This is a genomic window from Sulfuricurvum sp. (assembly GCF_023250475.1).
In the GTDB taxonomy this organism is placed as follows: Bacteria; Campylobacterota; Campylobacteria; order Campylobacterales; family Sulfurimonadaceae; genus Sulfuricurvum.
This window is the reverse complement of record NZ_JAHFAQ010000015.1, coordinates 1-25,657: the sequence shown is the minus strand read 5'-3', so window position 1 is coordinate 25,657 and position 25,657 is coordinate 1. Positions and strand designations below refer to the sequence as shown.

General features: G+C 42.1%; 28 protein-coding genes. 2 read left to right on the top strand and 26 right to left on the bottom strand.

Going from position 1 to position 25,657, the window contains the following annotated elements; all coding sequences use genetic code 11:
- The coding region (locus Q0C19_RS02810) for a FliG C-terminal domain-containing protein (RefSeq protein WP_295052614.1) at positions 1–167 on the top strand (167 nt) is incomplete at its 5' end.
- Here the strand turns inward: Q0C19_RS02810 and Q0C19_RS02805 are convergent.
- Both Q0C19_RS02805 and Q0C19_RS02800 read right to left on the bottom strand, forming a co-directional pair.
- Complete coding sequence (locus tag Q0C19_RS02805; RefSeq protein ID WP_295052612.1) at positions 168–734, bottom strand: hypothetical protein; 567 nt, start codon at positions 732–734, stop codon at positions 168–170.
- Positions 735–859: 125 nt separating this feature from the next.
- On the bottom strand, positions 860–1,273 hold the full coding sequence (locus Q0C19_RS02800; protein WP_295052610.1) for an Rrf2 family transcriptional regulator: 414 nt from the start codon (positions 1,271–1,273) through the stop codon (positions 860–862).
- Between the two features lie 104 nt (positions 1,274–1,377).
- Between Q0C19_RS02800 and Q0C19_RS02795 the strand changes: the two genes are divergently transcribed.
- On the top strand, positions 1,378–1,848 hold the full coding sequence (locus Q0C19_RS02795) for an HPP family protein (protein ID WP_295052608.1): 471 nt from the start codon (positions 1,378–1,380) through the stop codon (positions 1,846–1,848).
- A 76-nt stretch (positions 1,849–1,924) separates the two neighbouring features.
- On the opposite strand, the gene Q0C19_RS02790 is transcribed toward Q0C19_RS02795, so the two are convergent.
- The 24 genes from Q0C19_RS02790 to Q0C19_RS02675 form a co-directional block, all read right to left on the bottom strand.
- The gene (locus Q0C19_RS02790) at positions 1,925–3,880 is read right to left on the bottom strand and encodes a methyl-accepting chemotaxis protein (protein ID WP_295052606.1); all 1,956 of its coding nucleotides are present in this window, start codon (positions 3,878–3,880) and stop codon (positions 1,925–1,927) included.
- 538 nt (positions 3,881–4,418) lie between these two features.
- Positions 4,419–4,844, bottom strand: coding sequence for a phosphate-starvation-inducible PsiE family protein (locus tag Q0C19_RS02785; RefSeq protein WP_295052604.1), 426 nt, complete (start codon positions 4,842–4,844; stop codon positions 4,419–4,421).
- A gap of 137 nt (positions 4,845–4,981) precedes the next feature.
- Positions 4,982–5,323 carry a protoglobin domain-containing protein gene (locus Q0C19_RS02780; protein ID WP_295052602.1) on the bottom strand — a complete coding sequence of 114 codons (342 nt, stop codon included), beginning with the start codon at positions 5,321–5,323 and terminating at the stop codon, positions 4,982–4,984.
- A gap of 110 nt (positions 5,324–5,433) precedes the next feature.
- Entirely contained in the window at positions 5,434–5,694 is a 261-nt protein-coding gene (locus Q0C19_RS02775) for a cytochrome C oxidase subunit IV family protein (protein WP_295052600.1), read from the bottom strand.
- Between the two features lie 10 nt (positions 5,695–5,704).
- Positions 5,705–6,304 (bottom strand): cytochrome c oxidase subunit 3, encoded by a 600-nt coding sequence (locus Q0C19_RS02770; protein ID WP_295052598.1) that lies wholly within the window; start codon positions 6,302–6,304, stop codon positions 5,705–5,707.
- Positions 6,297–7,088, bottom strand: coding sequence for a CbbQ/NirQ/NorQ/GpvN family protein (locus Q0C19_RS02765; protein ID WP_295052596.1), 792 nt, complete (start codon positions 7,086–7,088; stop codon positions 6,297–6,299). Before Q0C19_RS02765 ends, Q0C19_RS02770 begins: the two co-directional genes overlap by 8 nt.
- 12 nt (positions 7,089–7,100) lie before the next feature.
- On the bottom strand, positions 7,101–8,867 hold the full coding sequence (locus Q0C19_RS02760; protein ID WP_295052594.1) for a VWA domain-containing protein: 1,767 nt from the start codon (positions 8,865–8,867) through the stop codon (positions 7,101–7,103).
- A complete protein-coding gene (locus Q0C19_RS02755; protein WP_295052592.1) occupies positions 8,867–10,249 on the bottom strand; it encodes a cbb3-type cytochrome c oxidase subunit I in 1,383 nt (460 codons plus the stop codon). Before Q0C19_RS02755 ends, Q0C19_RS02760 begins: the two co-directional genes overlap by 1 nt.
- 9 nt (positions 10,250–10,258) lie before the next feature.
- A complete protein-coding gene (locus Q0C19_RS02750) occupies positions 10,259–10,705 on the bottom strand; it encodes a cytochrome c (protein ID WP_295052590.1) in 447 nt (148 codons plus the stop codon).
- Positions 10,706–10,913: 208 nt separating this feature from the next.
- On the bottom strand, positions 10,914–11,078 hold the full coding sequence (gene nrdD / locus Q0C19_RS02745; RefSeq protein WP_295052588.1) for an anaerobic ribonucleoside-triphosphate reductase: 165 nt from the start codon (positions 11,076–11,078) through the stop codon (positions 10,914–10,916).
- Positions 11,079–11,100: 22 nt separating this feature from the next.
- Complete coding sequence (locus tag Q0C19_RS02740) at positions 11,101–12,750, bottom strand: cytochrome D1 domain-containing protein (protein WP_295052587.1); 1,650 nt, start codon at positions 12,748–12,750, stop codon at positions 11,101–11,103.
- Positions 12,751–12,871: 121 nt separating this feature from the next.
- Positions 12,872–13,513, bottom strand: coding sequence for a Crp/Fnr family transcriptional regulator (locus Q0C19_RS02735; RefSeq protein ID WP_295052585.1), 642 nt, complete (start codon positions 13,511–13,513; stop codon positions 12,872–12,874).
- A 27-nt stretch (positions 13,514–13,540) separates the two neighbouring features.
- A complete protein-coding gene (locus tag Q0C19_RS02730; RefSeq protein ID WP_295052583.1) occupies positions 13,541–15,745 on the bottom strand; it encodes a TonB-dependent receptor in 2,205 nt (734 codons plus the stop codon).
- A 136-nt stretch (positions 15,746–15,881) separates the two neighbouring features.
- A complete protein-coding gene (locus tag Q0C19_RS02725) occupies positions 15,882–16,178 on the bottom strand; it encodes a c-type cytochrome (RefSeq protein WP_295052581.1) in 297 nt (98 codons plus the stop codon).
- Between the two features lie 65 nt (positions 16,179–16,243).
- Positions 16,244–16,909 carry an anaerobic ribonucleoside-triphosphate reductase activating protein gene (locus tag Q0C19_RS02720; protein ID WP_295052579.1) on the bottom strand — a complete coding sequence of 222 codons (666 nt, stop codon included), beginning with the start codon at positions 16,907–16,909 and terminating at the stop codon, positions 16,244–16,246.
- A gap of 18 nt (positions 16,910–16,927) precedes the next feature.
- Positions 16,928–19,030 (bottom strand): ribonucleoside triphosphate reductase, encoded by a 2,103-nt coding sequence (locus Q0C19_RS02715; RefSeq protein WP_295052577.1) that lies wholly within the window; start codon positions 19,028–19,030, stop codon positions 16,928–16,930.
- A 14-nt stretch (positions 19,031–19,044) separates the two neighbouring features.
- Positions 19,045–20,265, bottom strand: a complete 1,221-nt coding sequence (locus Q0C19_RS02710; protein ID WP_295052575.1) for an alginate export family protein — start codon at positions 20,263–20,265, stop codon at positions 19,045–19,047.
- A gap of 15 nt (positions 20,266–20,280) precedes the next feature.
- A complete protein-coding gene (locus Q0C19_RS02705) occupies positions 20,281–20,631 on the bottom strand; it encodes a chaperone NapD (RefSeq protein ID WP_295052573.1) in 351 nt (116 codons plus the stop codon).
- Positions 20,628–21,566 (bottom strand): hypothetical protein, encoded by a 939-nt coding sequence (locus tag Q0C19_RS02700; RefSeq protein WP_295052571.1) that lies wholly within the window; start codon positions 21,564–21,566, stop codon positions 20,628–20,630. The genes Q0C19_RS02705 and Q0C19_RS02700 overlap by 4 nt, the downstream gene beginning before the upstream one ends.
- Positions 21,563–22,039 (bottom strand): 4Fe-4S binding protein, encoded by a 477-nt coding sequence (locus Q0C19_RS02695; protein WP_295052569.1) that lies wholly within the window; start codon positions 22,037–22,039, stop codon positions 21,563–21,565. Before Q0C19_RS02695 ends, Q0C19_RS02700 begins: the two co-directional genes overlap by 4 nt.
- A gap of 1 nt (position 22,040) precedes the next feature.
- Positions 22,041–22,658 (bottom strand): nitrate reductase cytochrome c-type subunit, encoded by a 618-nt coding sequence (locus Q0C19_RS02690; RefSeq protein ID WP_295052567.1) that lies wholly within the window; start codon positions 22,656–22,658, stop codon positions 22,041–22,043.
- The gene (napH, locus tag Q0C19_RS02685; RefSeq protein WP_295052565.1) at positions 22,655–23,470 is read right to left on the bottom strand and encodes a quinol dehydrogenase ferredoxin subunit NapH; all 816 of its coding nucleotides are present in this window, start codon (positions 23,468–23,470) and stop codon (positions 22,655–22,657) included. Before napH ends, Q0C19_RS02690 begins: the two co-directional genes overlap by 4 nt.
- Complete coding sequence (gene napG, locus Q0C19_RS02680) at positions 23,470–24,279, bottom strand: ferredoxin-type protein NapG (protein ID WP_295052563.1); 810 nt, start codon at positions 24,277–24,279, stop codon at positions 23,470–23,472. The genes napH and napG overlap by 1 nt, the downstream gene beginning before the upstream one ends.
- Positions 24,280–24,290: 11 nt before the next feature.
- Positions 24,291–25,657: molybdopterin dinucleotide binding domain-containing protein (locus tag Q0C19_RS02675; protein ID WP_295052562.1), on the bottom strand; the 1,367-nt coding region annotated here is incomplete at its 5' end.

The window sequence follows — 25,657 nt, the reverse complement described above, 5'->3', positions numbered from 1 at the left end:
ATATGTCCCAACGTGCGAAAGATGCTTTTGTCGAGGAGCTCCAGTTTTTGGGTGCCGTTAAGATGAAAGAGGTTGAGGGGGCGCAGCGTAAAATCGTTGATGCCGTTCAGGCATTGGCCGATCAGGGTATCTTGCAGCTCGGCGAATCTGAAGAGATGCTAGAATAATTAGATATCCGAGTGACTTATCTCTTCCAAGAAACGGATAAACATTTGAAACTGCTTTTTCTTTTGCATTGAGGAGACCTGTTTGCTTTTCTTTCTATAATGATCGAGCAAAGCATTTTGGAGGAGATAAAATTCAGAATGGTTAAGATTCTGAGTCGAAATAATTTTTTCCATTGCCTCATTGAGTTTTCGTTTCGTTGACCCGCTCAGCTCATGATCCATATTCTGCACAATAGCGTCACACTCATAAATAGCTTCTACCGTAGAGAAATCTTTTTGTCCGCTTTGCGATACATCTGCAATGAACGATTTGGCACTATTCTCCGGATTTTGATATAAGTAGCGATATTCAGACAGCAATTTATATTGGTGGATAAGACTATCTGCGGCCGCATCCATACTTAAATAATAGACAGGGAGTTTCCCCGGAACATGAATAACGATTTTTTTGTTCGGAGATTGCGACCATGAACTTATTTTTGCACCTTTTAAGCATGCCTTGGCAATGACTTCATCAAGCAAATTATCATGGGTGTTGTCAGATTGTGTATCGGTAGAGTGTGTCATAAAATATCACTAATATATTGAGTAACGAATAGTAGCTGTTTAATCTTACAAATTCGTTGCAAATAAGAGTGTTGCTCAGGATATAAGCTCACTTAAATAATAGAATCGGGTACGATTTAGGGTAGCTATAATTTTGTCTCTTTGTCATGAAGGAGGGAGGCCAATGTTGTATTGGTTAGCATCGCTTCAATCATCGCTTTGGGTGGTGCCCATTGATCATGCAAAGCACAAGGGTTGGAAGCATCGCATTTTTCAAATCCTAAAATACAGCGTTCCGATTCGAGAGGTTCTCCGATCGCTTCAAGGATATCACACAGATGAATTTCGTCGGCATTTTTAGCAAGGCTCAGTCCCCCCTCTCGTCCGCGTGACGCGGTAACTAACCCTTTTTTTACTAATTCGGTCATCATCTTAGTAAGATATTTGTAGGGGAGATTCAACTCCTGATGCAAAACATTTACAGAATGCGACGTGGATGAGTAGCGATGCAAATACGATAATACTCGGATAGCGTATTCGGTAGTTTTCGAAAAATGCATTGCTTTTTCTCCTATTTTGAATACGCTATTTTAGCCAATTTTACTTTGGATAGAGTATTTATCTACTTTGTAGTAGTATTATAAAAATTTACAGTGGAATCGAAATGCATAAAAATAAAAGAATAAATTTTCACTCTTTATTAGATGGAATCTATACCGGAATAGGGGCCTTTCTTGGTCTCTCATTTATAGGTTTGCTTGCCCAATCGGTAAATCAAATGCTTCTCATTGCCCCCTTCGGAGCAACGGCGGTTCTTTTATTCAGTGCACCGGAGAGTCAATTTTCAAAGCCGTGGAATGTTTTGGCGAGTTATGGTGTTTCAACAATCGTCGGTTTTTTGATTTTACACTACAGTAATGGTTCATGGCTCGCTATCGGAGGGGGATTTGGAATCGTTATTATGCTGATGCACGCTATCAAAGCAATCCATCCTCCAGCAGGAGCCAATTTCTTGATTGTTACCCAAGGACATCTCTCCTTATATCTACTGTGGCCGCTTCTAATAGGGCTTATCACCTTGATGATTATCGCAATGGGAATATATAAAATACGAAAAAGAATACTATTTCCATAGAGCATTCTTGCTATTGAACGAAAATAGATATTTTTCCGTACCGTATTTTCCATACTGCAAATAAACGCTCCGTTCTTTAGGTCTTAAAGATTTCCAGTTTCATATGGAGGGTATCGGTCATTTTATTTAGATGTTGCGCAGCCGAACCGATCTCTTCTACGCTTCGTGCATTCCGTGACGAAATTTCATTAATTCGTGAAATTTGATCAACGATCCATTCTATATTTTTTCCTGTTTTTTCAATATCATTGACATTTTTATCACTTGCTTCCAGCGCTTTATTAACGATTAAGACACTTTCATTGATTTTTTCTTCGATATTGGTCGCACGATGAGAGATCTCTTGTACTTCATTTGAATTATTACTCATTTGTCCGCTTACATCAATAATGGATTGGACGATAATGCTGATGGTTGAATTAATTTCGGTAAGTGATTTTTGAGTACGTTCCGCCAATTTTCGAACTTCATCGGCAACAACGGCAAACCCTCTACCGTGTTCACCCGCACGTGCAGCCTCAATCGCGGCATTAAGAGCAAGAAGATTGGTTTGATCCGCAATATCGGCAATAATGCTGAGGATATTTTTAACATCATTGGCGTCATTGGATAGCGTTTCCATTCTTTGCGCTAATTCTATCTCAAGCTGAGCGGTATTTTGAATTTTCAACGTGAGATTTATAATTTCAGTTCTGGCCATTGCTAAATTATCATTTGCCAAAATAACTTCTTTTTTACTCTCTTGGGCATCACGGATTGTTGATGAGATTTCTCGATTTATTTCATTGGCTTTTTGAGTCGTATTTTCGATAACAACCACTGAATCTTCTACATTTTTCCCAACTATAATCGCTGTTTTTGAGAGTTGATGGGATATGGATGAATTTTCATTCGAGCTTTGTTTCGATATTTCGATCAGGCCTCTGAGACTATAAAGCAGCTCGTTGATCCCTTTTGACATTTGCGCAAGTTCAAGCGGCGCATTCTCATCCGTACCGAGAGTAAGATCTTTGGTCGCGGCAATGTTCAAAAGAGTTGCTTTAAAATTTTCCAACGGCTCAGAGATGGAGATTTTAGTAAAATAGAGGATAAAGGAAACGAATCCGATTATGCCGATAAAAAGGCAACCAAAGAGCGCCATGATTGAAGATGTTTTCTCTTCAATACGTTCATCAATATTTCCTTTTAGTTCTCGATAAAGCTCCAGTTCCACAGAACGGAGTTTTTCGATCGAAGAAGTAACATTCATAAACCAAAATGACGGATCAACGCCAAATTCCCCTGCTATCCCTTTGGTCTTGGCTATGTCAATTATTTTCATCGTATTATCGACATCTTGCCCGCTGTAGGTGGTCTCCGTAAATTTTTTAAGCTGATCGGGAGATAACATCATATATTTATTAAAATTCACACTGTAAACACCGATACTTCCGGCAAATTTAAAATAGGTATCCCCTAAAAATGCGTTCTTGGTGAATGCACCATTGAGAATGGCTCGTATTTCTCCTAATTGTTCCTTAGCCAAAGAGAGATGAGTATAGATTTGGACTAAATTGCGGGATTCCGGGTCCGTAATTGAGGAGGGCATTTGGATGGAAGTATCGACCAAAGTAACAATCGTTTTTGTAAAATAGGCCGCTGTATCCGGTACATTGATAGTGAGATTATCAATGGCAGTACGTTTTTCATTTAACTCTGACAATGCAGCAAATATCGAGGGATCTCCTTGAGTAGATTCATAAACATCTTGCGCATTTTGAATTGCTTGATTGACATTCTGACGTATATTGGGAATTTTATCTTTATTTTTAGTCCCCTCAGACGCAACAAAACCAACACTTAGCCCTCTCTCGGTTTGAAGTGAGTGTATCACGTTGGAGAGCGATTCTGATTCTAATATACGGTTTTTACTGATTAGGAGGTTCTCTTTTTCTTTTAAATCAAAGAAAATTTTACCAACGGCCAGAGCTATAATAGCTAAGATAGGTATCGCTACCAGTACCAATAAGCGTGTTTTAATACTTGTTTTCATACGTTTCCTTATCGTAACGAGAGAGTCTCTTACTAGTTTTTTTTATGGGAAGAGAAAAATGTGTAGTATAACCGTATCGATTCCGTCACTCTTTGACATAGGTCAATACAATCCGCTTAAGCCACCGTTTGCGGCAGGTAATAAGCTTTTGATACAAATTAAACAAAATTATGACACCCAAAAAAACATGCATAAAATGAACATAGTCAATAATGGATAGAACATAAAGAAGATATTGGTACTGAGGGTAATTCCTTGACTAACTATATGGGAAAATTCTGTTAGCTTTAAAACCAGAAAAAGTATCCCCGAATTATACGAGACGACCAACATAAAATCGGGGTGAGCAGTGATCACTTCACCGGTACGATCTATCGGTAAAACCCGTCGATGATCGGCAAGGTAGTATAAAACGGCAGATACCGCCGTTGCGCACCGCCTTCATCAGTGGTCGCAACCAAAAGAGCTAATCGAAACTATGCTGACAACAACTACCCTAGACTCTCTTATCAAGAATAAAGAGACAAAATTATAATTTTCAGTAGTTTTTTGCTTTTTGTTTCGCATTGACGAGCCAATACGCTATCGCCAAACCTACAATAACCCCGCCAATCACTAATAGTTCTTCACTTTTTTCAGATGACAACGAATAGATCAGAACTTTTCGTATCAATGCAGCCATAGCGAGCATAATAAACGCTCCTAGAGCAAACCCTTTCCCCTGCAGATGCTGAATTTCTTCATGTATCAATTCAATAGCTGCCCATAACACCAATAAACTACCCAATACGGTCAATATTCCTTTTTCAATTCCAATATCTGAGAAAAAGAGTAGATAAATATCATAAACAAACAAGCCGATAGCAAAAAATGCGACAATAGCTAATGCCCCAGCCAAAAGAAAATTTATATAAGAGGTAAATTTTTTCAAATTCGATAAAATCGTTTTTTCAAATTTTGACATTGACAAATATTTATGTAACTCTTCTTCTCTATACGAACTCGTCAGAATATCCAGATTAATATCTATTATTTTTTCAATGGCCTTGATCTCTTTAGTATGTTGTTCTTTTTCAATAGAATTATTTTCAATATTTTTAACTACAAAAGTACGTACGTAAATGCTGCATTAACATAATGCGTTGGCAGTCCGATCCGAACATGAATTTCACCTATCTTATACAAATTCATAAAATAAGGCATATCATATCTGCCACAAAAAAGGTTAATAAACCACTCTTTAATTTTTTCGCGATGATAGGCAATAATCTCTTTATTCTTTAAAAAAGTGGCTGTGGCTCCAAATCCCCAAATATAATCATAAAATCCATCAATAAAATCTTCAGCCAGTTCTTCCATCCTAGATTTAAGTCCTAATAAAATGTCAGAATCTTCTTGAGTGAATTGATAATGTTCTTTTAAATTCTTATATTCTTGTTCCATTGTAATTCTCCTGTAATTTCATTGTTTTATCTAACATCCGAGAGCAAATGATTAAATTGAAAAGTAATTCCCATAAAGATTATAAAACATATTGGTAGTCATACTGCCTTTTATTTTCCCACCGGCACATAATAGGCTGCAGCAACCAAGAATAATACAATACTGAGCCAAAGTGTTGGAATAATTCTATATTTAAGTTTAACCTCATTAAGCCCCATAAAATAGTCAATAACCAATTGTCCTTTTAGGAATGTACTTACGAGTAAAACACTCACAAGAGATGAACTCACAAGTTTTAGATATCCCAATAAAAAAGCAAAGATGGAAAGTACCATCAAAACTATCCAGATCACTTCAAATTTTTTTTTCATTTTACAGCCCTTATCGCAGGATATAAATGAGAGCGAAGAGAACAATCCACAGCAAATCGACCAAATGCCAATAGACGGCTCCTGTTTCCATACCTACATAATCGGTCGGACCGTATCCTAAGATTTTGACTTTTTGGCGAATCGTAAAGATAATGATGATTCCTAAAAGCACATGCATGAAATGAAACATCGTAAGAAGAAAATAGAACATAAAAAACATATTGCTACTTAGGCTAAACCCTTGGGAAAAAATATCAGAAAATTCCAATAGTTTATTGATTAAAAAAATTCCCCCGAAAATCATTGTGGCTAAAAGCCATTTAGATGCGACAATCGAAGAGATGGAAATATCGCTTCTGTTGGAATTTTTAATACTTTGAATCGCTTTTACAATAAAATAACTGCTTGTAATTAAAATAAGAGTATCTATAAATCCCGCTGTTTTATCCAAAAAAAGCTGTGAATCGTTAAACATTTGAACATTAAGCCTTCGCGAAAAAGCATATCCGATAAAGAACAGTCCAAACGTAAGCAGTTCGATATAAATCACTATCCAAATAGCAAAATCGCCCGGAGGGTAGGGTTCTTTTATCTCTAAAACTTTAGGCATTGATACTTTTTGTAAAATGGAGTGATATCAGCTTTTCAAGCACCTCTAAAACATCCTCTTCATCACTGAGCGATTCAACAATCGAGTGCATACACGCCTGATAAGGATCAAATCCGTGGGCAATCAATTTTCCGGCATAAATGAGCAATCGTGTCGATACCGCCTCTTGAATATCGCTGTCGCTTAATTGACGGATTTCACCCGCAATAGCCACCAGTTTTTGGGCTATCGAGTCCTCCACACCACTCTCTTTGAGGAGAATTTGTTTCTCTATTTCCGGCGCAGGATAATCAAAACTGAGTGAAATAAAGCGTTGTTTGGTGCTGGGCTTCATCCCTTTTAATGCATTTTGATACCCCGGATTATAGGAGACGACCAACATAAAATCGGGATGAGCGGCGATCACTTCACCGGTACGATCTATCGGTAAAACCCTGCGATAATCAGCTAGGGAGTGTAAAACGACCGTCGTGTCTTTACGTGCTTCGATAATCTCGTCCAGATAGCAGATACCGCCGTTGCGCACCGCCTTCGTCAACGGTCCGTCTTGCCAGTATGTCCCGTTTTCATCGATAAGATGGCGGCCGACCAGATCGGCGGCACTAAGATCATCATGACACACTACAGTGTAAACATCTCGCCCCAATTCTTCCCCCATCGCTTCGATAAAACGTGTTTTGCCGCAGCCCGTCGGCCCTTTGATCAACACAGGGAGATTCATCCCCGCCGCCGCTTTGAAAAGCTCGATTTCGTTGCCTTGCGGCACATAGTACATTTTAGACATAGTCATTTCCTTTTATTTAGTCAAATTCATATAGATTTCGGGTAACACTTTGGGGAGTTTTTTGGCATCACGGATCACGGCATAGGAGTTTCGCCCGAAAAGGTAGGGGAGGTACTCTTTCGCATCGATATCGATCGTGATACAAAACGGGGTGATCCCTTTTTGTTTCACCTCTTCGATCGCTTTTTTGGTATCTTCGATCCCGTATCGTCCGTCGTAACGATCGACATCGTTGGGTTTTCCGTCACTAAGAATCAGCAGGAGTTTGTTGGCACTTTGCTGTTTCTCTAAAATCTTGGCGCTTTCGCGTATACCGGCCCCCATTCGGGTGTAATACCCCGGCTTAATGGCATGAATACGTCCGCGAACGTTGTCGTTGTAGCTCTCTTTGAAATTTTTAATGAGGTGAAAGTTGACCTTTGTATTTTTAATCGAGGAAAAGGTATAGATGGCAAACCGATCTTGAAGACGGTGCAACGATTCGGAGAACACCATCAGGGCATCTTGTATCATGTCAATAACGCGTATCTCTTGGGTGATCCCCGCCTCGGTGGAGAGGGAAACATCCGCCAATATCAAGGTGGACATATCTCTCGTCTTTCTCTCAAATGTCTCGAAAAATCGCTGCGGATGATTGGAGCGGTTCTGATGTCCTTTATAATCGATCCATGTATCGATATTGATCTCATCGCCGTAGGGTAGGTTATCTCTTTTCATCCGATCGAGTTCCATCAGATCCAGCTCACTTTGGATACGGCGCATCATTTTTTGTAGCCGCTTCGGCAATTCGATAGGTTCGGTATGGAGGGAAATAATGGGTTTAATACAGACATAGTTTTTGAGATAGACCTCTTTTTTATAGTCCCACTCATCGATAAAGTGTCCTTTCCCCAAAGGATACTCTTCAATGCTGTTGGCAGAAATATCCAAATCCATTTTGATTCGTGCGGAGAGGTTGGCATCTTTTTGCCCCAAGGTTATCTCATCTAAATCTTCGGCATTGTAGAGGGCATCTTCATCAAAACTGTCGTTTTCCTGCCGATCAACCCGTACTTGCTCCATAAAGCTCAAAATCGATTCGGGCAAAAAGAGGAGCAGTCCGTCCGTCTCTTTTTTATCATCGATTTGTTCGCTTTTTTTCTTCATCTGCAAAGTTTCACTCTTGCGCGGTTCGTCATTTTGTCTTTGAACTTCCTCTTCATCACTACTATCTAGGAGTTTATTGGCAGTAGAGAGGGAAGGGTAGATCCACAAAGGGTTGGGATAATTATCCGCTGATGAGCCTTCAACTGAAGATTCAATCGTAGATAATTCAGGATAATTGCTTATTAAAAAAGGGTGTGCATAGGTATAAAATTCACTGAAACCGGCGTATTTTTCAATAAGACCATTCGCTGCCTTGATATTCTCATCTTCTATCTTTTTTGTTTTGATATTTACGTTTGCCAGCATCGCGATCAACCAAGAATAGTGCATCTCGTTGTGCGCTTTCAGGGGGAAATAGGATAAAGAGGCAGGGAGGTAAATCCCTTTTTCATCTTGCCATGCAAGGAAAAAAGTTTTACCGGTTCCTGAAAACTTTTCAAGCAGTGTTCGTGACGTTTTAATCGATCGTTTGTCGGTAATATGAAGTTCTTTGGCTTTTTCACCCCCTAAGAGGTGATAAAAGAGCTTTAACCCTTTGGAAATATCCGAAAATATGACCTCTTCCTCTTTAAAAAGACGAGACGCTTTTTTAGTGACATAGTGATCCCAAAACTTACCGACTTTTTCATCCATTACGCGTACACTTTCTCTTCTTTTACGAAGAAACTGTAGAAATAGGTCAACAGCCCCAAGAGAACCATGACACCGAACGCTAAACGAACCATATATACTTTAGAGATAGCCGCTTGGGTTTCCATAAAGCCGACCGCATGTGCCGCATCAGGAAGTCTTTGCATCTCGATTTGCATGATACCTGCAACGGTTAATGCCAACGTGAGCCCGATCATACCGAGTACCATCATCCAAAAACTGGCAAGTTCCACTTTTTGCGATTTTGGTCCGTTTCCATGCGGTCGCCCTCGAAGGATCGGCATTGCATACGATATCATCGTGAAACAAATCATTACATACGCACCGAAAAAGGCGAGGTGCCCGTGTGCCGCAGTCAATTGTGTACCGTGCGTATAATAGTTGACCGGTGCGAGTGTGTGCAAAAAGCCCCAGACTCCCGCTCCCAAAAATCCCATAACGGCAGTCCCTTTTGCCCATGTCAATGCAATTTTATTGTCATGCTGAATACGGCGATTTTTTGCCATATTGTAGGCAAACAGAATCATCAAGAAAAACGGAATAGGTTCTGCCGCAGAGGCGATCGATCCGATCCACAACCAATACCCAGGAGTACCGATATAGAAAAAGTGATGCCCTGTTCCGGCAAGTCCGGAGATAAGCGTCATCGCAATGATCAAATAGAGCCATTTATCAATGTGCTCACGATCAACGCCCGTAGTTTTGATAAGGACAAACGCTAAAAGAGCACCTAAAATGAGTTCCCATGTCCCCTCAACCCACAAGTGGACAACAAACCACCAGAAGAATTTATCCATTGCAAGGTTTTGCGGAACGTAAAAGGCAAACAAAAAGAAAAATGCCAAACCAAAAAGACCCGTCAATAAAATAACCGAAATCGTCGTTTTACGCCCTGTGATAACCGTCATCGTGACGTTTAAAATATACGAGAGTACGACAACAACAATACCGACTTTAGTAAGCGTAGGCTGTTCTAAAAACTCACGTCCCATCGTCGGCCAAAAGCTGTTCGCCAGTGAAGCTGACAATGTGGCATACGGGACAAACAAATAGCCGAGAATAGTGGCTACACCAGCCGCTGCAAAAATCCAAAACGTGAGCTTTGCCAGCATCGGACTCCAGAGTTCTCGTTCGCTCTCTTCAGGAATCAGGTAGTACGTCGCACCCATAAACCCAAATAACAACAAGACGATCAGCAAATTCGTATGAACCATACGCAGTACATTAAACGGTATTGCCGGGAATAAAAAGTCACCATAGAGATACTGTGTCCCCATAGCAAGACCAAAAACAATCTCTCCTGCCAGAAGAATGAGTGCAAAAATAAAATATGGTTTTGCGACCATTTGAGATGAATACTTCATACGCTTTCCTTATCCTTTAATGTTTGGTGGCCACTCTTGATTGTTGACACGAGATGTCCAAATCAAAAAGTCAGCAAGATTATTGACTTGTTCCGGCGTTAAATGAAACTGCGGCATTTTTCTTCTATTCGGTGTATCGAGCGGCTGTGCCGCCATCCATCCGGCAAGATAAGTCTTAAACACTTCTTCATCTCCACCGCCTAAACGTTGGAAGGAATTTCCAAGCTCCGGAGCGTAATAAGCACCTTCACCCATAATCGTATGACAACCCACACAATTGTTGTTTTCCCATACTTTTTTTCCAAGAGCAACAGACTCGGTAATTTTGTCATCATGACTTAATTTCGGGATTTGCTTAACGGTATCAAAGGTAAGCCCTGTAAATATCAAAATGGCAAAAAGACCCCCGCCAAAGTAAATATTTCTGGCCATATTTTTTGTAATACGCTCAGACATTTTAACTCCTCTTTATAATTCCACCATTAGGTAGTAATTATAATGATACCCGAATATTTTTAATTCTTCCTTTAAATAGTAATTAACTCGACGGCTGTAATGGCGGAATAGATGAAAAAGTTTAAAAATCCGATGAGCTAGAAAAGAGAAAAAAGAGGACTTAAATAAAATAGAGAAAGAATACCCCACCCAAAAGGTGGGTTAGAGGTTATGAAACCTTTTGACACTCACAAAAATGGATTCGATCTTTGTGCTCTTGTTTTTTGCCGATATTGAAACTCTCCACCGGGCGATGATATCCCATCACCCGAGTATAAACAACGCATTTTGTCCGTTTCTCAGCGTGTGTTTTGAGTAATAACTCCGTTTTCATGTTAATCTCCTCAGATTATAAATTAGGCACCGGGAAGGTCCATCCGGTGTTCAATAGAATAGGTAAATGTCGGTGTCGTCAATCCCGTAATTTGGGTAATATATTCTCCTGTCTTGGCATTAAATACCAAGATTCTGCCGCATGTCCAATCCGAAATATATTCATGTTCGCCATGAGCAGCAGGTTCTCCGTGAAGCAATCGAGGGGTAATCAGTTCCCCTTTCTCATTTTTAACAGCACCAACATTCCACTCTTTAATTACTTTAAGGGTATTAGGGTCAATAAGCTGCACCATACCTTCTTTGGTAGCTTGAATAATACGTCCGACCATCAAAGTCTCTTTATTTACGAGATGAACTTTGTTGTAATTATCTTCACCGCCGATAACATTATCAGCCCATAAAAACGGCGTGTGTTCGTTGGTTCCGATAAATAGTCCGCCGCCGGCAGTTTTTGTATGTTTCAATACATGCCACTGGTTATCCCAAATCGTCACATCGCCAACATTCATATTGACCGTTGCATGAAGCTGTTTGCCTAGTTTTTCATTGTACCAGCTTGACCCTTGTCCAGGATGAGGCTTGCTTCCAGGTCCGGTATAGACTTTATCTGCCAATGTTTTGGTTTTAAAGTCTACGATTCCCATAACATCGCTCCCTTGCGAAGCGATCATGTAGTAGCGGCCCACCTCTTCACCTTCGTTCAAAAATGCATCGTGCAAAATCTTACCGATTTTAGGGATATCGCCGACAATAGGAAAATCGGGTTTACTGTAATCAACGATATAGACATGACCTGCATCTTTCAGTGCAAATGCGATGTATGGACCATACGGGGTATCGGCAATCGATGCAACGCGTGAAGATCCGATTTTCCCGTCCATATCTTCAACCTGATCAGTCGCATAGATTTTGAGCGGTTTGAGCGTCATAGCATCCAAAAGTACGGCACCGCCAGGAACGTAGTTACCGGCCATAAGATAGCGTCCGTCCGGCGTACAGGCAAGTCCGCGGCTGTCACTTCCGACACGGATTTTTGCGATCATCGGCTGTCCGGGTGCATTAAGATCAAACATATTGACCCATCCGTCACGGCTGATATTGTAGACATAACGGGGTATCCGTTTATTGACCACGGTTACGTGTGTTGCAAAACCGGAACTGTGTTTGGAGAGGACTTTATTGGTTGTACCGTCAATAAAGCCCACTTTTGAGGCATCGCGCTCGGTAAAGATAACAATATCCTGAACACTTTTTACATCGGTCGGTTTTGGGTATTTTTTATAGAGTTCTTCGCGATCCTCAAGAATTTGATGCGTAGCCGCAACATCTTCCATCGTCAGTTTGGTTAGCTGCTTTGCTTCATATTTCAAGAGATATTGGACCATTTTGTCCGCATCGTCACTGGTAAATTTACTCTTAAAAGAAGGCATCGCCGTACCGGCTCGACCGTTGAGTATAGTATCTCGAAGGAAATAGTCCCCTTTTTTACCAATTGCTTTAGGATCAAGAGAACTGCCTACTCCACCCTCATGATTGGGTCCATGACACCCTTGGCACTCTTTTTCGAACATTTGGACGACGTTCATTTTTGAATCGCCCGCCATAAGAGGCAGAGCTGCAAATGTAGCACCTGCAAGTGATAGTCTAAGGATTTTTCGTATTGAATCCATGGTAACTCCTTGTGCTTTAAAATAAAGGAAGATCGCTTAACTTCTCAGTTATCTACCTGATTAATTCTATCTTTATAAGATAGGCAGCTTCATTGATATAAATCAAATTTTTAAAAAACTTTTAGGAAAAAAGTTCTTTCAGCCCCTCCCGATTTAAGATAGTGAAATTTTTACCCTCATCACTGATAAGACCCAGAATTTTAATCTTTTTGAATGATCGTGAAAGGGTTTCCGGAGTGAGCCCTAGAATTGTTGCTATTTTGTGTCGTTTGGTTGAATCAGAGATATCTCCGTTTTCATACAGAAATTTAGCCACACGGGAGGTTGCATCCAATGCCAGCCGTGTCGTAATAATATCTTCCAGATATTTGAGTTTCTGCGTCAGCGATTTTATCAATCCAAAAGATACGGTAGGATTTTTTAGAAAATCACGCTCAAAAGTATGATAGTCAACCTCCAAAATACTCCCGTCCGTTTGAAATTCTGCGGTTGCCGGAAACGGAATATGGTGAAGATTCGCCATTTCTGCGACTAACGAAACGGGATAAAAATAGTGCAGTACAATTTCGTTTTCTTTCATATCCGTTTTATATCCCTTAAGAACACCGTCCAACAGAATATAAAGTTTATCCGAAGGAGTCCCCTCATAAAAGAGGGTTTCACCATTATTGAATGATCGTAATTTTACGATAGAGGCTAAATGGGATAACTCCTCTTCAGACATATGAGAAAAAAGAAAAATATTTTTTAATTGATTAACCATCATTCCCCTCTTGCTTGTCATAGTATGTCAAATCTTTAAATTAACCTGTAAAAACCATGATCTTCCTTCGGCTTTTTCATAACTAAAGTAGCTTTTGTCCATCAGGTTATTAATCGCAAAGGTAACATCCATTTTGTTATTAATCCGGTACCCGAGTTTAGTATTCATAAGACTTACGTCATCAATGGAGCCGTATACGTCGGAAACAGTATCGCTGTTATCGGAATTATTGTAAATTTTGGATTGATAGTTATAATTGAGCAAGACGTAAAATAGTTGATTATCATACGTAAGCGATACGTTGGCCATAGTTTCAGGTATACCGTTAAAGTGTTTTCCGATCAAAGCAGGCTCAATACTGTTTTCTAAAATTTTGGTGTAGGTTTTGGTATAGTTGGTATTGAGTGTAACATCATGTATCAATGGCTGTATATAGGCGAGTTCGTACCCTTGGCTTCGCGCTTTTCCGACATTGACACGTTCATAATAACTTTTACCGCCAATGAGGAGAGGAGGATTGGTGGAGATCATATCTTCGATCACGGTATGAAACCAATAGGCTTTGAAAAGACCGTTATGCGCTATTTTTTGTTCTACGCCAAAATCATACGATTCGCTTCGTTCGGGGTTTAGATTCGGATTCGCTACATAGACACGCTTTATTGCGGCAATTTCATACGTTCGGTAGAGATTGACAGGATCGGGTGCTCGGAATGCTTTCCCCCATGATGTTTTGAGGAGCGTATCCTCAGTTACTTGATAATTGAGCGATATTTTCGGAGAAAAATTATTTTTATGCAGGGTAGGGTAATTTTGATTGAGTGTCGTATTGGACGTATTGGCATCGGAAACATATCCGTCATACCCTCTCCATGATTCGAATCGTCCCCCGATATTGGTGGATAATTTATCGGTAATAGTACTTTGAACTTCTGCAAAAGAGGCAATAATGCGTTCTTTTCCGCCGGAACTTGCGGTTGTAAGCGTTTTAGAATTTTCATTTCTCCAATTGGACAAGGCATCGGTGTCTGAAACGGAGGTATTACGTTTGTATTCTCCCCCTAAAAGCAATAACGAGTTTCCTATCGGTTTTTGCCATGTAGTATGGAGCATTGCATTGTGTGCTTCCCGTGGAGTCACGGTGCCGCTTCCTCCGTTACGTGTTGCCGTTGTCCCAGCCGAAGTGTACCAATCCCTTACCGATAATAGGGAATAGCGGATATCAAAGGTAGCATTTGAAAAATCATGTCGGTAATCGAGTGTGTATAGATCGCTGGTTAAATCATTTTGACCTTGTAAAAACTTACTCTCTTTTAATCCGGTCGTGGAACTTCCCGGATAAGAATAAACCGTATTTCCCGACGAGTTTTGTGTGATATACGACTCAGGATCACTGTATTTTACATGATAATGGGATTGCCGATACGTAGCACTTAAGGTATCGTTTGTTGTAGGTGTATAGAGTAGCTTGGTGGATAAATCGTATTTATTGACACCTCGGTTACCGGCATTACCCACGATCCACTGTGCAGTACTGGGTACCGGAGACGATGTTTCCGGAATAAAACCGCTGTATCCGGCTTTTGGCTGGGTTACGGTTACAAAATCAGATCGGTAGCCATCGGATCCAATGGTTCCGTAACTGATTTTAAATTTTAAATTATCGGTAATTTTGTCGGCTGCCGATACATAAACTTTGGTTACATTAGCCTGGGCTTCGCCATCATTAAATGCATCTCCATATCCGATACTGGCCTTGTACTCAGGTCTCTCCGGCATTTGAGTAATATAATTGATAACACCACCCATTGCACTGCTTCCATAAAGACTTGAAAACGGTCCTCGGATCACTTCTATCCGCTCCAAATCTTCAGGTAGTATAATATAGGGAGTCGAGGCAGTACTTGTATAGCTGGTATTCATCGGAACACCGTCTAATAATATCATGGTGCGTGATTGATCCGGTATTCCACGAAGGACTACGGTAGGATTGACATCAGATAGCCCCCTGTGCTCAACAGCGGTTATCCCTTCTAAGGTCTTGACGACTTCTTTGAGGTTAGCTGCGGGTAATCTATCAATCTCTTCTTTCGATATGACGCTGACACTGCCGGGTGCATCTGAGAGCGTTACTTCTGTTTGGGTTGCAGTAATTAGGATTGGAGCCAATGAGACGTCATCACCTATCAAATAGGCTGCAGTGACGAAGGAAAGTAATACCATTTTTTTCATATTTACTCCTATTCGATAAATTAATATAAAGAAAGGAGTTCGTTCAAGCAGTATAGTGCTTTATCAGGGCTTACCTTAAGGAGGGTTTTTTTTAATCTATACTGCTCGAACCAACTCCTCAAAAGAGGAGAGTAGGTTATTTACTGATATGGGCAGCCAATGCAGTAATCTGAGCATCCGTTAATGATGCGACTTGCCCTTTCATAATCGCTTTTGACGCTGCACCGTAAGTACCGTCTTTGTATCCTTTGAGTGCCGTAATAATTTGTGCACTGCTCATATCTTTGATAATTTTACTTTTACCTAATGCCGCTTTTTCACCTTGTGCTCCATGACAGGTGGCACATTTTTTGAATAAATCTGCACCTTCATCCGCCATTGTTGTACTCCACAAACCCAATAGTACGCTTACCGCGATTAACACTTTTTTCATTGAAAGCTCCCTTTAAAAGAATACGTCATTGTAAAGGGTTTTTTCCCTAAAGTCTTTGACATAGGTCAATTTCGTAAAGTTACATAACGCTCAAGCAAAGGATAATCGGCGATACGTTCGGAAGATGCAATATTTCCCAAAGTAGGGACTTCGTTACGAAAAATTTGGACATAAAAAGGTCGTTTATACCCTTCACTTTTGAGCGCGTCTGCCATAGTGATAATTTTATCTTCGCTCAGAAGATCGGGATGAAAAGTTGTTCGTATTTCGAATTGAATACTCTGATTTTGAAGAAGATGAAAACTCTCCCAAAAACGGATTTCGCTTCCGCCGCCACAAATGCGAAGCATTTCGGAAGAGGGGGCTTTATAATCAAGGGCAACATAATCCAAGAGATTTTCCTGCAACAAAGCGATGATAATATCCGGTCTCATAGCGTTGGTATCGAGTTTGATTTTATATCCGAGGGCTTTGATCGAACGGCAAAAGGGGATCAGATTAGAATAGAGGGTTGCTTCTCCGCCGCTGAGGACAACTCCCTCAAGCAAACCGCGCCGTTTGGATAGAAAAGAGAGAGCTTTTTCTTCGTCAATATGGGCTGAACCTAAAACAATATCCGGATTGTAGCAGTACAAACAGCGCAAGTTGCACCCTGCAAACCAAAAAATAGCTGCGGGTATATCGGGGAAATCGAGAAGGGTAAACGGAGTTAAATCATAAAGCGCTTTCATCAATTGTAACTTTGGTCATTATGCCGACGCTTGGATCAAGATTTCAGCATCGCATTTAGGACAATACTCATGTTCTCCGTTTAGATAGCCGTGAACCGGACAAACCGAAAATGTCGGAGTCACCGTGATATAAGGGAGACGAAAATTGGTAATGACATTTTTGACCATGCGGCGGCAGGCTTCTCCTGAGCTAAGACGTTCACTCATGTATAGATGCAGTACCGTACCACCCGTGTAGCGGCATTGCAGTTCGTCTTGCAGTGTGAGTGCCTCGAACGGATCGGAGGTGAGATCGACGGGAAGTTGAGAACTGTTCGTATAGTATATGTTCCCCCCTTCGCCCGCTTGGAGGATATCGGGATAGCGTTTGATATCTTCTTTCGCAAAACGATACGTTGTCCCCTCCGCAGGGGTGGCTTCAAGATTGTAGAGATTGCCGCTTTTTTCTTGAAATGAGCGCATTTTTTCACGCATATGATCGAGAATACTCAGGGCAAACTCCGTTCCCCAATCGGTAGAAATGTTTTCACGATCTCCACTCATATTACGGATCATTTCATTCATTCCGTTCACTCCGATGGTCGAGAAATGGTTATGAAACCCTTTTAGATAACGGGCCGTGTAAGGATATAGCCCGCGATTGAACATGTCTTGGACAAAAAGGCGTTTTTTCTCCAATGTCGAATAGGAAATTTCGATCAGAGCATCAAGCTCTTCCATCAGACGTGCATGATCGTCTTTGTACAAATATCCCAATCGTGCCATATTTATCGTAACAACACCGATACTTCCGGTCATCTCCGCACTGCCGAATAACCCGCCGCCGCGTTTAAGCAATTCTCGCAAATCGAGTTGCAACCGGCAACACATGCTTCTAACATGTCCGGGTTTGTAGGCATTGGGGTTTTCGATCGGTTGGCCGTTTTCATCGCGAAGATATTGACTTCCTACAAAATTTTGAAAATAGCTTGATCCGATTTTGGCGGTATTTTCAAAGAGTACATCGGTATTAGGGCCGTACCAGTCGAAATCCTCAGTGATATTAACGGTCGGGATTGGAAAGGTGAACGGCGCGCCCATCGCATCTCCCTCATTCATAACCTCATAAAAAGCGCGGTTAATTTGATCCATTTCAGCCTGAAAATCTGAATAGGTAAGGTCACTCATGTTTTGTTTATTCCGCTCAAACAGTTTGCGCTGGTGATGAGAAGTAAACGCAAAATTATGAAACAGATGAATATCGTTATACGTTGGAAATTGTAAAGCCAAATCGTCCGGAACTATCCAATCCAAAGTAATATTGGTAAATGGAGATTGTCCCCATCGTGCAGGAACATTAAGATTGTAAACAAAACCTCGGATCGCTTTTTTAATCTCAACAAAAGAGAGTTCATCGGCAAAAGCATAAGGGGCTAAATAGGTGTCAAATGAGCTAAACGCCTGCGCACCGGCCCATTCGGATTGTAAAATTCCTAAAAAATTGGCCATTTGACCCAATGCTTCACGAAAATGACGGGGCGGATTGCTCTCAACACGCCCCCGTACCCCATTGAACCCTTCGTTGAGCAACGCTCGAAGACTCCATCCCGCGCAATATCCCGTAAGACAATCAAGATCATGAATATGAATATCGCCGTTGCGGTGAGCCGCACCTTCATGGGGTGCGTAAACTTTATCGAGCCAAAAGTTAGCAATCACTTTGCCTGCGAGGTTATTCACCAATCCGGCATTGGAGTAGCCGGTATTGGCATTGGCATTGACACGCCAGTCGGATTTGTGAATATACTCTTCAACGCTTTGAGTCGAGTTGACAAACGTGGTGTCATCGCCTATCCCTAAAATATGTTCACGCTGCATTTTATGCAAAAATCGGTAGGTGATAAACGATTTCATAACCTCAAAATAGCCCGCATCATAAAGATTACGCTCGATGAGATCCTGAATCGCTTCCACATCGACGATAGCATCATGCACAACACTAAACAATACTTCCGTGACGACATTTTCGTCTAAAGGGACTGAAACACTTTTAAATGCTTTGGCAATAGCGTCTTCGATTTTAAAAGGGTAAAACGGCTCTGTAGAGCCGTCTCGCTTAAGAACATTTTTGATCGGCTCCATAGGCTGTTTCCCTTTTAAAATTTATAACTAAGTTGTAACCAAACTTTACTGACGTCTGCAGTATATCCTGTGACGTCTCCAGCTTTAAAGTAAGCTGCTTTCGCAAGTCCGCTAAGCCCTTTAATCCCAGGAATCGTATTGGTATAGAGCATATCCCATTCGCTGCCGAGATCACTCTTCCCGCTCATAGTTTCATCGGTTTCAAAATCATGATAAACGAGCATCGCTTTTCCAAAAGCAGGCGTTGTGTACCCAAGGGTAGCACTCGCATCGCATAAACCGCCCGTTGGTGTTGATGCTAAAAATTTATCTGCCCATCCGTTAAAGGCATGGAGTGTTCCTAATGGAGCGAAGAAAGATGTTTTCCCGTCGCCGGCAGTGTGTCCGCTCAAGAACTCATATCCTGCACCGGCAAGAATACCGTTGATATTGGCGAGTGCATCGAGATTGTAATACGAAGCATCGGCTTTAACGTCTTGATGTGCGTTGTCAGTATCTCGTGATGCATCCCCTTGGCTTGCATACTCAGCACGATAAGCGATTTTTGCCGAAGCAAGAGGTATATCTCCGGTCAAAGCCATTCCGATCGTGTCGCTGGCGGATGAGATCATGTAATCGTAAGCCGTGACTTTTAACATATCACTCACTTTGTACGATCCGTTTAAGATGATGGAGTTAGTATCACTCGTCCCTAAGTCACTAACGGGAGCACGACCCCATACGTACGCACCGATAAGGGTTAGATTATCAATCGTGCTGTCGCTGACCACTGCCGCATCAAAACTTTGCATCATTTGGCGCCAGTCAACCGAACCGATAAAACGTTGATTATCGAGATTGATAACCTGTCGTCCTACTTTGGCGACCGTTTTCCCGAGTTTGTATTGAAGGTATGCTTGCGAGAAACGGGTTTGTTCAGGGTCCACGACTTTATCGTACATTAATCCGTTTGATCCGCTGTCATAATGTTCGCCGCCGATTGCTTGAACCGTTGTTCCGTCCACTTTCATGCTCAACCCGTCAACTCCGAGCAGATTTGCTTCCAATCCGAGGGTTGCACGGAGGGTAAAGGCATTCGCTTTATCTTTCGTATTACTCTCATCATCTACACTCTCGTAACGGGGACGAAGTTCTCCGTTAAATTTTGCGTCACTGAAAAGGGCAAATCCCTCTGCACTGAGGAGATTTGGCAACAAGGTTAAAACAGCTACCGCTGATAATGCAATTTTTTTCATCTTTCTTCCTTTAAATTAAAATCGATCTTTAAGATCGCCGTTGTATTTGATATCTCTTTTGGTGGCATTTTCATCATTGAGCCATTGCGGGATATCATTGCCTACTAATTCCAATTTGTCACGCTCAGCATTCAGTTCGTCTTCGCTAAAGGCAAAGGACATATCCGCTGAGATGACATGATCCATTTCTTGAATCTTGACAAGTTTCGGAATCTCTTCTTCGACCCCTTCACCCTCGATCGTGACGATAATACGTCCTTTTGCATCATGAAAATGGTAATCACAAAAATCAGCATTCTTAAGAATTTCGACAACTTCCTCGGTGTAGATCGGGTTGGTTTGCACCACAATACTTGAAACGTTCACGGTAGTCTCCAATAATAAATTTTGTTTTCTTCGCCGGCACCGATTAGACGGTGTTCATCCAGAAAAATGAGAGTGTCTAAAATGGTATCTCCACTTTGGAGACGGGCAATTTTGACTTTGGTCGCCGTATTAAATACCTGCAACTCATTATCCATTCCATCGGTATAAACTCCTTTTGCAGCAGATGGGCTGAGCCCTACTGCATAAACAAAAAAGTCGGTTTCAATAAAATAGCTCTCAGAGCGACGGTAGATACCGACACGGCGGTCTTGTCCGGCACTGAGAATCGTATTTTGTTTGTAATCGATCCGATTGATATTATCGACGTTGATGCCCTGCAGCGTTTTAACATGACGGCCGTTTTTAGCCTCAATCATCGTAATTTCTCCACTCTCATCGGCAACCGCAACCAATGATTTTAAAGGGCTTAGTGCCATATCTCGAAACACCCCTCCGCCCGCTTGAACCTGATAGACAATGGTATTTTTTGAAATATCCATTAAAACAATGGTATCACCTGAGAGTCCGAAGAGTAAATGATCTTGATCAAGAAAACGTACTTTTTTTATCAATAATCCGCGTCCGTTATCGACGATTTTGATTCTCTTTTCCCCTTGAATCAAATAGACATTTCGAAAATCACCGCCGCTTTCCGCAACCATCACCGTTGTATCTTGACAGTGGTCAACCGAATACACTTTCGGTGAAAATGATTTTCCCTCACCATTTTTTATATCAGGGATACGAAGGACAAACAGTTTTTTAAAAGTTTTTGAATCGAAGACATCGACCCCTCCGCCATCGGTTGCTACATAGATTTTCCCGTTATTCACTACCATGTCGCTAATCAGAGCACCCGTTTTGATAACCGATGTTGGAAGCATGGCAGCACTCATTCCGAGAAAAAATCCAAATACAATCAGTAAAATTCTCATGCTACAACTTCAATAGCCGCATTGGGACATACCGCAACACAATAACCGCATGCGGTACATTTTTCCGGGATAATGACAGGACGAAACATCCCTTGGAAAACAATAGCATCTTCCAGACACGGATCTTTACAGGCGAAACAGATCGTATCGTGGTGAGACATACACATCAGAGAAGTAATACGAGCCCGCCCCTGAATAAAACGATCGGGATCAATCAACACGTTCGGGGTGCATACTTCCATACACTTATGACAATCACTGCATCCGTTGGTTTTAAAATCCAGAAAAGGGATCCCTTTTTCATCACGATGAATAATCTTCTCTTCACACGCGCTGACACACATCCCCTCACAACTGCGGCATTCATTAAACGTTGCCGCTATAGATGCATACGGAGGACGAATCGGGCCTCGATTCTCTTTAAAAAGGGAACCCAAAGCACCGAAAAAATTGCGACGTGTTGATGTGGACATCTTATAATCCGTTTCCGACTTTTACACCGGCTTCAATCTCATCGATCAAATACGATTTATTTTTATGTTTTTGACCTTTTTTATCGGTGTAATCCGCTTTAAAACTACTCTCAACCCGTAATTTACCCTGCGTTTGCGGAGCGTGACATTGGGTACAGTTGTAGCGCCCTTGCCATAGTTGCCCATGAAGATCTTTTTTAATCATTTGATCGTTGCTTTCGGATTTGAAATTATCATCAGCATCCGATTCTACCGCAGGACGGAAATTGGTAAAATGGGTTTTCGGGATAGGTGTCGCCCCCATAGTTATTGCAACATCTGGCATATGACATCCCAGACACGCATTGTTATTTTTGTCGATTTCACCCAAGTCGCTGATATCATGCGGGATCATCGGCGGTGCATTCACATAAGCACGCTGAATTTTTTTAGAGGTTCCGGGAGCCTCTTTAGAATAATTAGTTCCATCGGGTACAGCACCATCTTCCGTATACACTTCCGTTTTACGCATCCCCAAATCTTTTTCGTCTATACCGGCATTGACACTGCCCGCAGCATAGACACCGCTGATTAAAATACATGCAGCCACCAGGCTACCGATGATTCGATTTGCTTTCATTCTTCATCCTTTGGTTGTTTTAACTGACTTCGAATTGAAAATCCGAGCGCGTCTTCTTTGCAAACATCAACACATCTGCCGCAATTGGTACATTCACCCATTAAGACACTTTCGCTGCTGCGATTGATCATATGAAGTACCTCTTTTTCGGGGCACACCGTAATGCAATCTCTGCAATCGGTACATTTATTGGCATCATGATGAACTCGGATAAAGGAAAATTTGCCGATAAGCGCATACGATGCGCCCAAGGGACAAATATAACCGCACCATCCGTTTTCATGAACCAACAGATCAAACAAAAATATGACCACTAACGCACCACCGCCCATACCCATACCGAATACGGCTCCGCGATGTGCCATCGAAACAGGGCTGATCAGCTCAAATGCCGCCACCCCCATCACCGCTGACAAAACTAAACTTAGCCCTAAAATCCAATATCGAAGCGATCGGTTTATATAAAACCGTTTTTGGATTTCTGATAATTTCATTTTACGACGCAGCCATGCAGCTGTATCGGTAATCATGTTAATCGGACACACCCAACTGCAAAATGCACGGCCGCCGATCACCCCATAAAAGAAAGTGACTATCAAGGCTCCGAGGATGATATCCATCCCCATTGTTGCCCCGGTAACGGCGATTTGAACCACCGCATACGGATCGGCCAAAGGGACGACACCCAACAACGATGAAGCGCTGAGATCGCCCCGAAGTATTTTCCATCCCCATACATTAGCTCCGATATAAAGGAGCAATACTGCGACTTGGGTAAACCGTCGCATAAAAAGGTAGCGATAATGTTTCATTACAGCCCGCTTTCGTCATTGAGTGAATCAAGGGCACTTTTTTCACTTAATTTGGTTTTGGTGAGCTCATGCGGAACTTCTTTCTTGACACTTTCAAGACGTTGTTCATCTTTAGGATCCCATCCTTTAATGTAATGATTTCCCGCTTCCCCCATTGCCAACGCTCTGGGCAAGATGTAAATCGCCGCTTTTTGAGTGACACAGGCATGTTCGCACATACCGCATCCCGTACACACATCCGTATGAACGACGGGTTTTAAAAACGCATGTTTTCCCGTCCGCTCATTTTTAGAAAATTCAATCGTAATGGCTTGACCCATCAAAGGACAAGCACGATAACACGCATCGCACTGAATGCCCCATGTAGCAATACACGACTCCTCGTCGATAACCGCCAGCCCCATTCGGGCTTTGTTGATATCAAGCTTGGCATGTGCTTGAATATAACTGCTGACCGAGGTTTCGCTAAGTGCACCGCTCGGGCACACAGGAACACAGGGAACATCACTGCACATGTAGCAAGGAATCGTGCGCGGAATAAAGTAGGGAGTCCCCATAGGGAGATTATCTCCCGGTTTTGCCAACTTGAGCGTATCGTAAGGACACGCTTCCACACAAAACCCGCATTTAATGCAGTTTTTAATGAACTCTTCTTCTTTCAGCGCACCCGGAGGGCGTAAAACCAAGGGAGCGGCTTTTACCTCTCCCACATAGGCACTCCATACCAACGCACCCATCGCACTTAGCCCGATACCTCTCGCAATCGAGAGGAAAAAGCGGCGACGATCGTTTGACGGAGAATGTTTCATCACTTTGTCCGTTACGCTTTATAGATTTTAACAGCGCATTTTTTATGGTCGATTTGTTTGGAAATCGGGCAAGTGTGATCCAAACAAACTTTGTTGATGAACACTTTTTCATCAAACCAAGGAACGAATACGAGTCCGCGGGGAGGACGGTTACGACCGCGTGTTTCGACGTGCGCTTTTACTTTGCCGCGACGGGATTCGACCCATACCATATCCCCTTGTTTAACCCCACGTTTTTCAGCATCTTTCGGATGGATGTAACAGAGCGCTTCAGGGACGGCACGATAGAGTTCAGGAACCCGCATCGTCATCGTTCCGCTGTGCCAGTGTTCTAACACACGACCGGTACAAAGCCAGATATCGTAGTTAGCATCCGGCACTTCGGTCGGTTCCATATACGGTCGGAAAAAGATTTTGGCTTTACCGTCCAAATGAACTTTCGTTTGATCCGTAACCCCTTGGAGATTACCTGATGGGATCTCTTTGAACGCATGACCGTAGAACGAGAATGGACCGCTGTTCGCTTTTTTCGCATACGGATCGTATTTCGCGTTGTAGCGCCATGCAGTCTCTTTGCCATCCACAACCGGCCATTTCAAACCGCGCACTCTGTGATAGGTATCAAAATCGGCATAGTCATGTCCATGTCCGTCACCGAATTTACGGTACTCTTCCCAAAGGTATTTTTGGAGGAAAAAGCCATACCCTTTAAACGGTTTGCCGTCACTTCCGATGACGTTACGTTTGTCCCCTTCGACTTCAGAGTTTTGATACCCTTTGCCTACAGGATCAGGCCATTTGTAACTTTTGGCGGTCGGATTCGCAAACAAAACATCATAAAGGGTATCGGTCTCTTTGTACCCCATCGCTTTGGCTGCTCCCATGACATCCGGCAATCCGTTATCAAGTCCCGGAATTTTTTGCGCTCCCCATACTTCTTTGATGGTAAAGCGTTTAGAAAGCTCCACAAACTGCCATGTATCGGACATCGCATCTCCGATCGGAGTTACCTGCTGACGCCAGTGTTGAGTACGGCGTTCCGCATTACCGTACGCGCCCCATTTTTCATACATCATAGCACTCGGTAAAATCAAATCCGATACTTTCGCTGAAATCCCCGGATAACCGTCAGACGTCACAATAAAGTTATCCATTTCACGAGCGGCTTTAATCCAGTGTTCGGCATTGCCGGTATCTTGATACGGATTACATACACTCACCCAGGCAAATTTCACTTTACCGTCTTCAAGATCACGGTGAATTTGGGTGAAATGAGACCCGACTTTCGGATTGAGGGTATTGGCCGGAATATGCCAAATCTCTTCCGCTCTTTTACGATGGTCAGGATTGGTAACAACCATATCCGCCGGAAGACGAT

Excerpts from the sequence above, each read along its gene's own strand:
- Q0C19_RS02765 (WP_295052596.1), bottom strand. The coding sequence starts at position 7,088 with ATGTCTAAAATGTACTATGTGCCGCAAGGCAACGAAATCGAGCTTTTC.
- Q0C19_RS02710 (WP_295052575.1), bottom strand. The coding sequence starts at position 20,265 with ATGAAAAAAATTGCATTATCAGCGGTAGCTGTTTTAACCTTGTTGCCA.
- Q0C19_RS02695 (WP_295052569.1), bottom strand. The coding sequence starts at position 22,039 with ATGTCCACATCAACACGTCGCAATTTTTTCGGTGCTTTGGGTTCCCTT.
- nrdD (WP_295052588.1), bottom strand. The coding sequence starts at position 11,078 with ATGAAAACGGAGTTATTACTCAAAACACACGCTGAGAAACGGACAAAA.
- Q0C19_RS02720 (WP_295052579.1), bottom strand. The coding sequence starts at position 16,909 with ATGAAAGCGCTTTATGATTTAACTCCGTTTACCCTTCTCGATTTCCCC.
- Q0C19_RS02805 (WP_295052612.1), bottom strand. The coding sequence starts at position 734 with ATGACACACTCTACCGATACACAATCTGACAACACCCATGATAATTTG.
- Q0C19_RS02725 (WP_295052581.1), bottom strand. The coding sequence starts at position 16,178 with ATGAAAAAAGTGTTAATCGCGGTAAGCGTACTATTGGGTTTGTGGAGT.
- Q0C19_RS02800 (WP_295052610.1), bottom strand. The coding sequence starts at position 1,273 with ATGCATTTTTCGAAAACTACCGAATACGCTATCCGAGTATTATCGTAT.
- Q0C19_RS02700 (WP_295052571.1), bottom strand. The coding sequence starts at position 21,566 with ATGAGAATTTTACTGATTGTATTTGGATTTTTTCTCGGAATGAGTGCT.
- Q0C19_RS02795 (WP_295052608.1), top strand. The coding sequence starts at position 1,378 with ATGCATAAAAATAAAAGAATAAATTTTCACTCTTTATTAGATGGAATC.
- Q0C19_RS02780 (WP_295052602.1), bottom strand. The coding sequence starts at position 5,323 with ATGGAACAAGAATATAAGAATTTAAAAGAACATTATCAATTCACTCAA.
- Q0C19_RS02775 (WP_295052600.1), bottom strand. The coding sequence starts at position 5,694 with ATGAAAAAAAAATTTGAAGTGATCTGGATAGTTTTGATGGTACTTTCC.
- Q0C19_RS02730 (WP_295052583.1), bottom strand. The coding sequence starts at position 15,745 with ATGAAAAAAATGGTATTACTTTCCTTCGTCACTGCAGCCTATTTGATA.
- Q0C19_RS02770 (WP_295052598.1), bottom strand. The coding sequence starts at position 6,304 with ATGCCTAAAGTTTTAGAGATAAAAGAACCCTACCCTCCGGGCGATTTT.
- napH (WP_295052565.1), bottom strand. The coding sequence starts at position 23,470 with ATGAAACATTATCGCTACCTTTTTATGCGACGGTTTACCCAAGTCGCA.
- Q0C19_RS02760 (WP_295052594.1), bottom strand. The coding sequence starts at position 8,867 with ATGGATGAAAAAGTCGGTAAGTTTTGGGATCACTATGTCACTAAAAAA.
- Q0C19_RS02690 (WP_295052567.1), bottom strand. The coding sequence starts at position 22,658 with ATGAAAGCAAATCGAATCATCGGTAGCCTGGTGGCTGCATGTATTTTA.
- Q0C19_RS02740 (WP_295052587.1), bottom strand. The coding sequence starts at position 12,750 with ATGGATTCAATACGAAAAATCCTTAGACTATCACTTGCAGGTGCTACA.
- Q0C19_RS02735 (WP_295052585.1), bottom strand. The coding sequence starts at position 13,513 with ATGGTTAATCAATTAAAAAATATTTTTCTTTTTTCTCATATGTCTGAA.
- Q0C19_RS02715 (WP_295052577.1), bottom strand. The coding sequence starts at position 19,030 with ATGGAGCCGATCAAAAATGTTCTTAAGCGAGACGGCTCTACAGAGCCG.
- napG (WP_295052563.1), bottom strand. The coding sequence starts at position 24,279 with ATGAAACATTCTCCGTCAAACGATCGTCGCCGCTTTTTCCTCTCGATT.
- Q0C19_RS02790 (WP_295052606.1), bottom strand. The coding sequence starts at position 3,880 with ATGAAAACAAGTATTAAAACACGCTTATTGGTACTGGTAGCGATACCT.
- Q0C19_RS02750 (WP_295052590.1), bottom strand. The coding sequence starts at position 10,705 with ATGTCTGAGCGTATTACAAAAAATATGGCCAGAAATATTTACTTTGGC.
- Q0C19_RS02785 (WP_295052604.1), bottom strand. The coding sequence starts at position 4,844 with ATGTCAAAATTTGAAAAAACGATTTTATCGAATTTGAAAAAATTTACC.
- Q0C19_RS02755 (WP_295052592.1), bottom strand. The coding sequence starts at position 10,249 with ATGAAGTATTCATCTCAAATGGTCGCAAAACCATATTTTATTTTTGCA.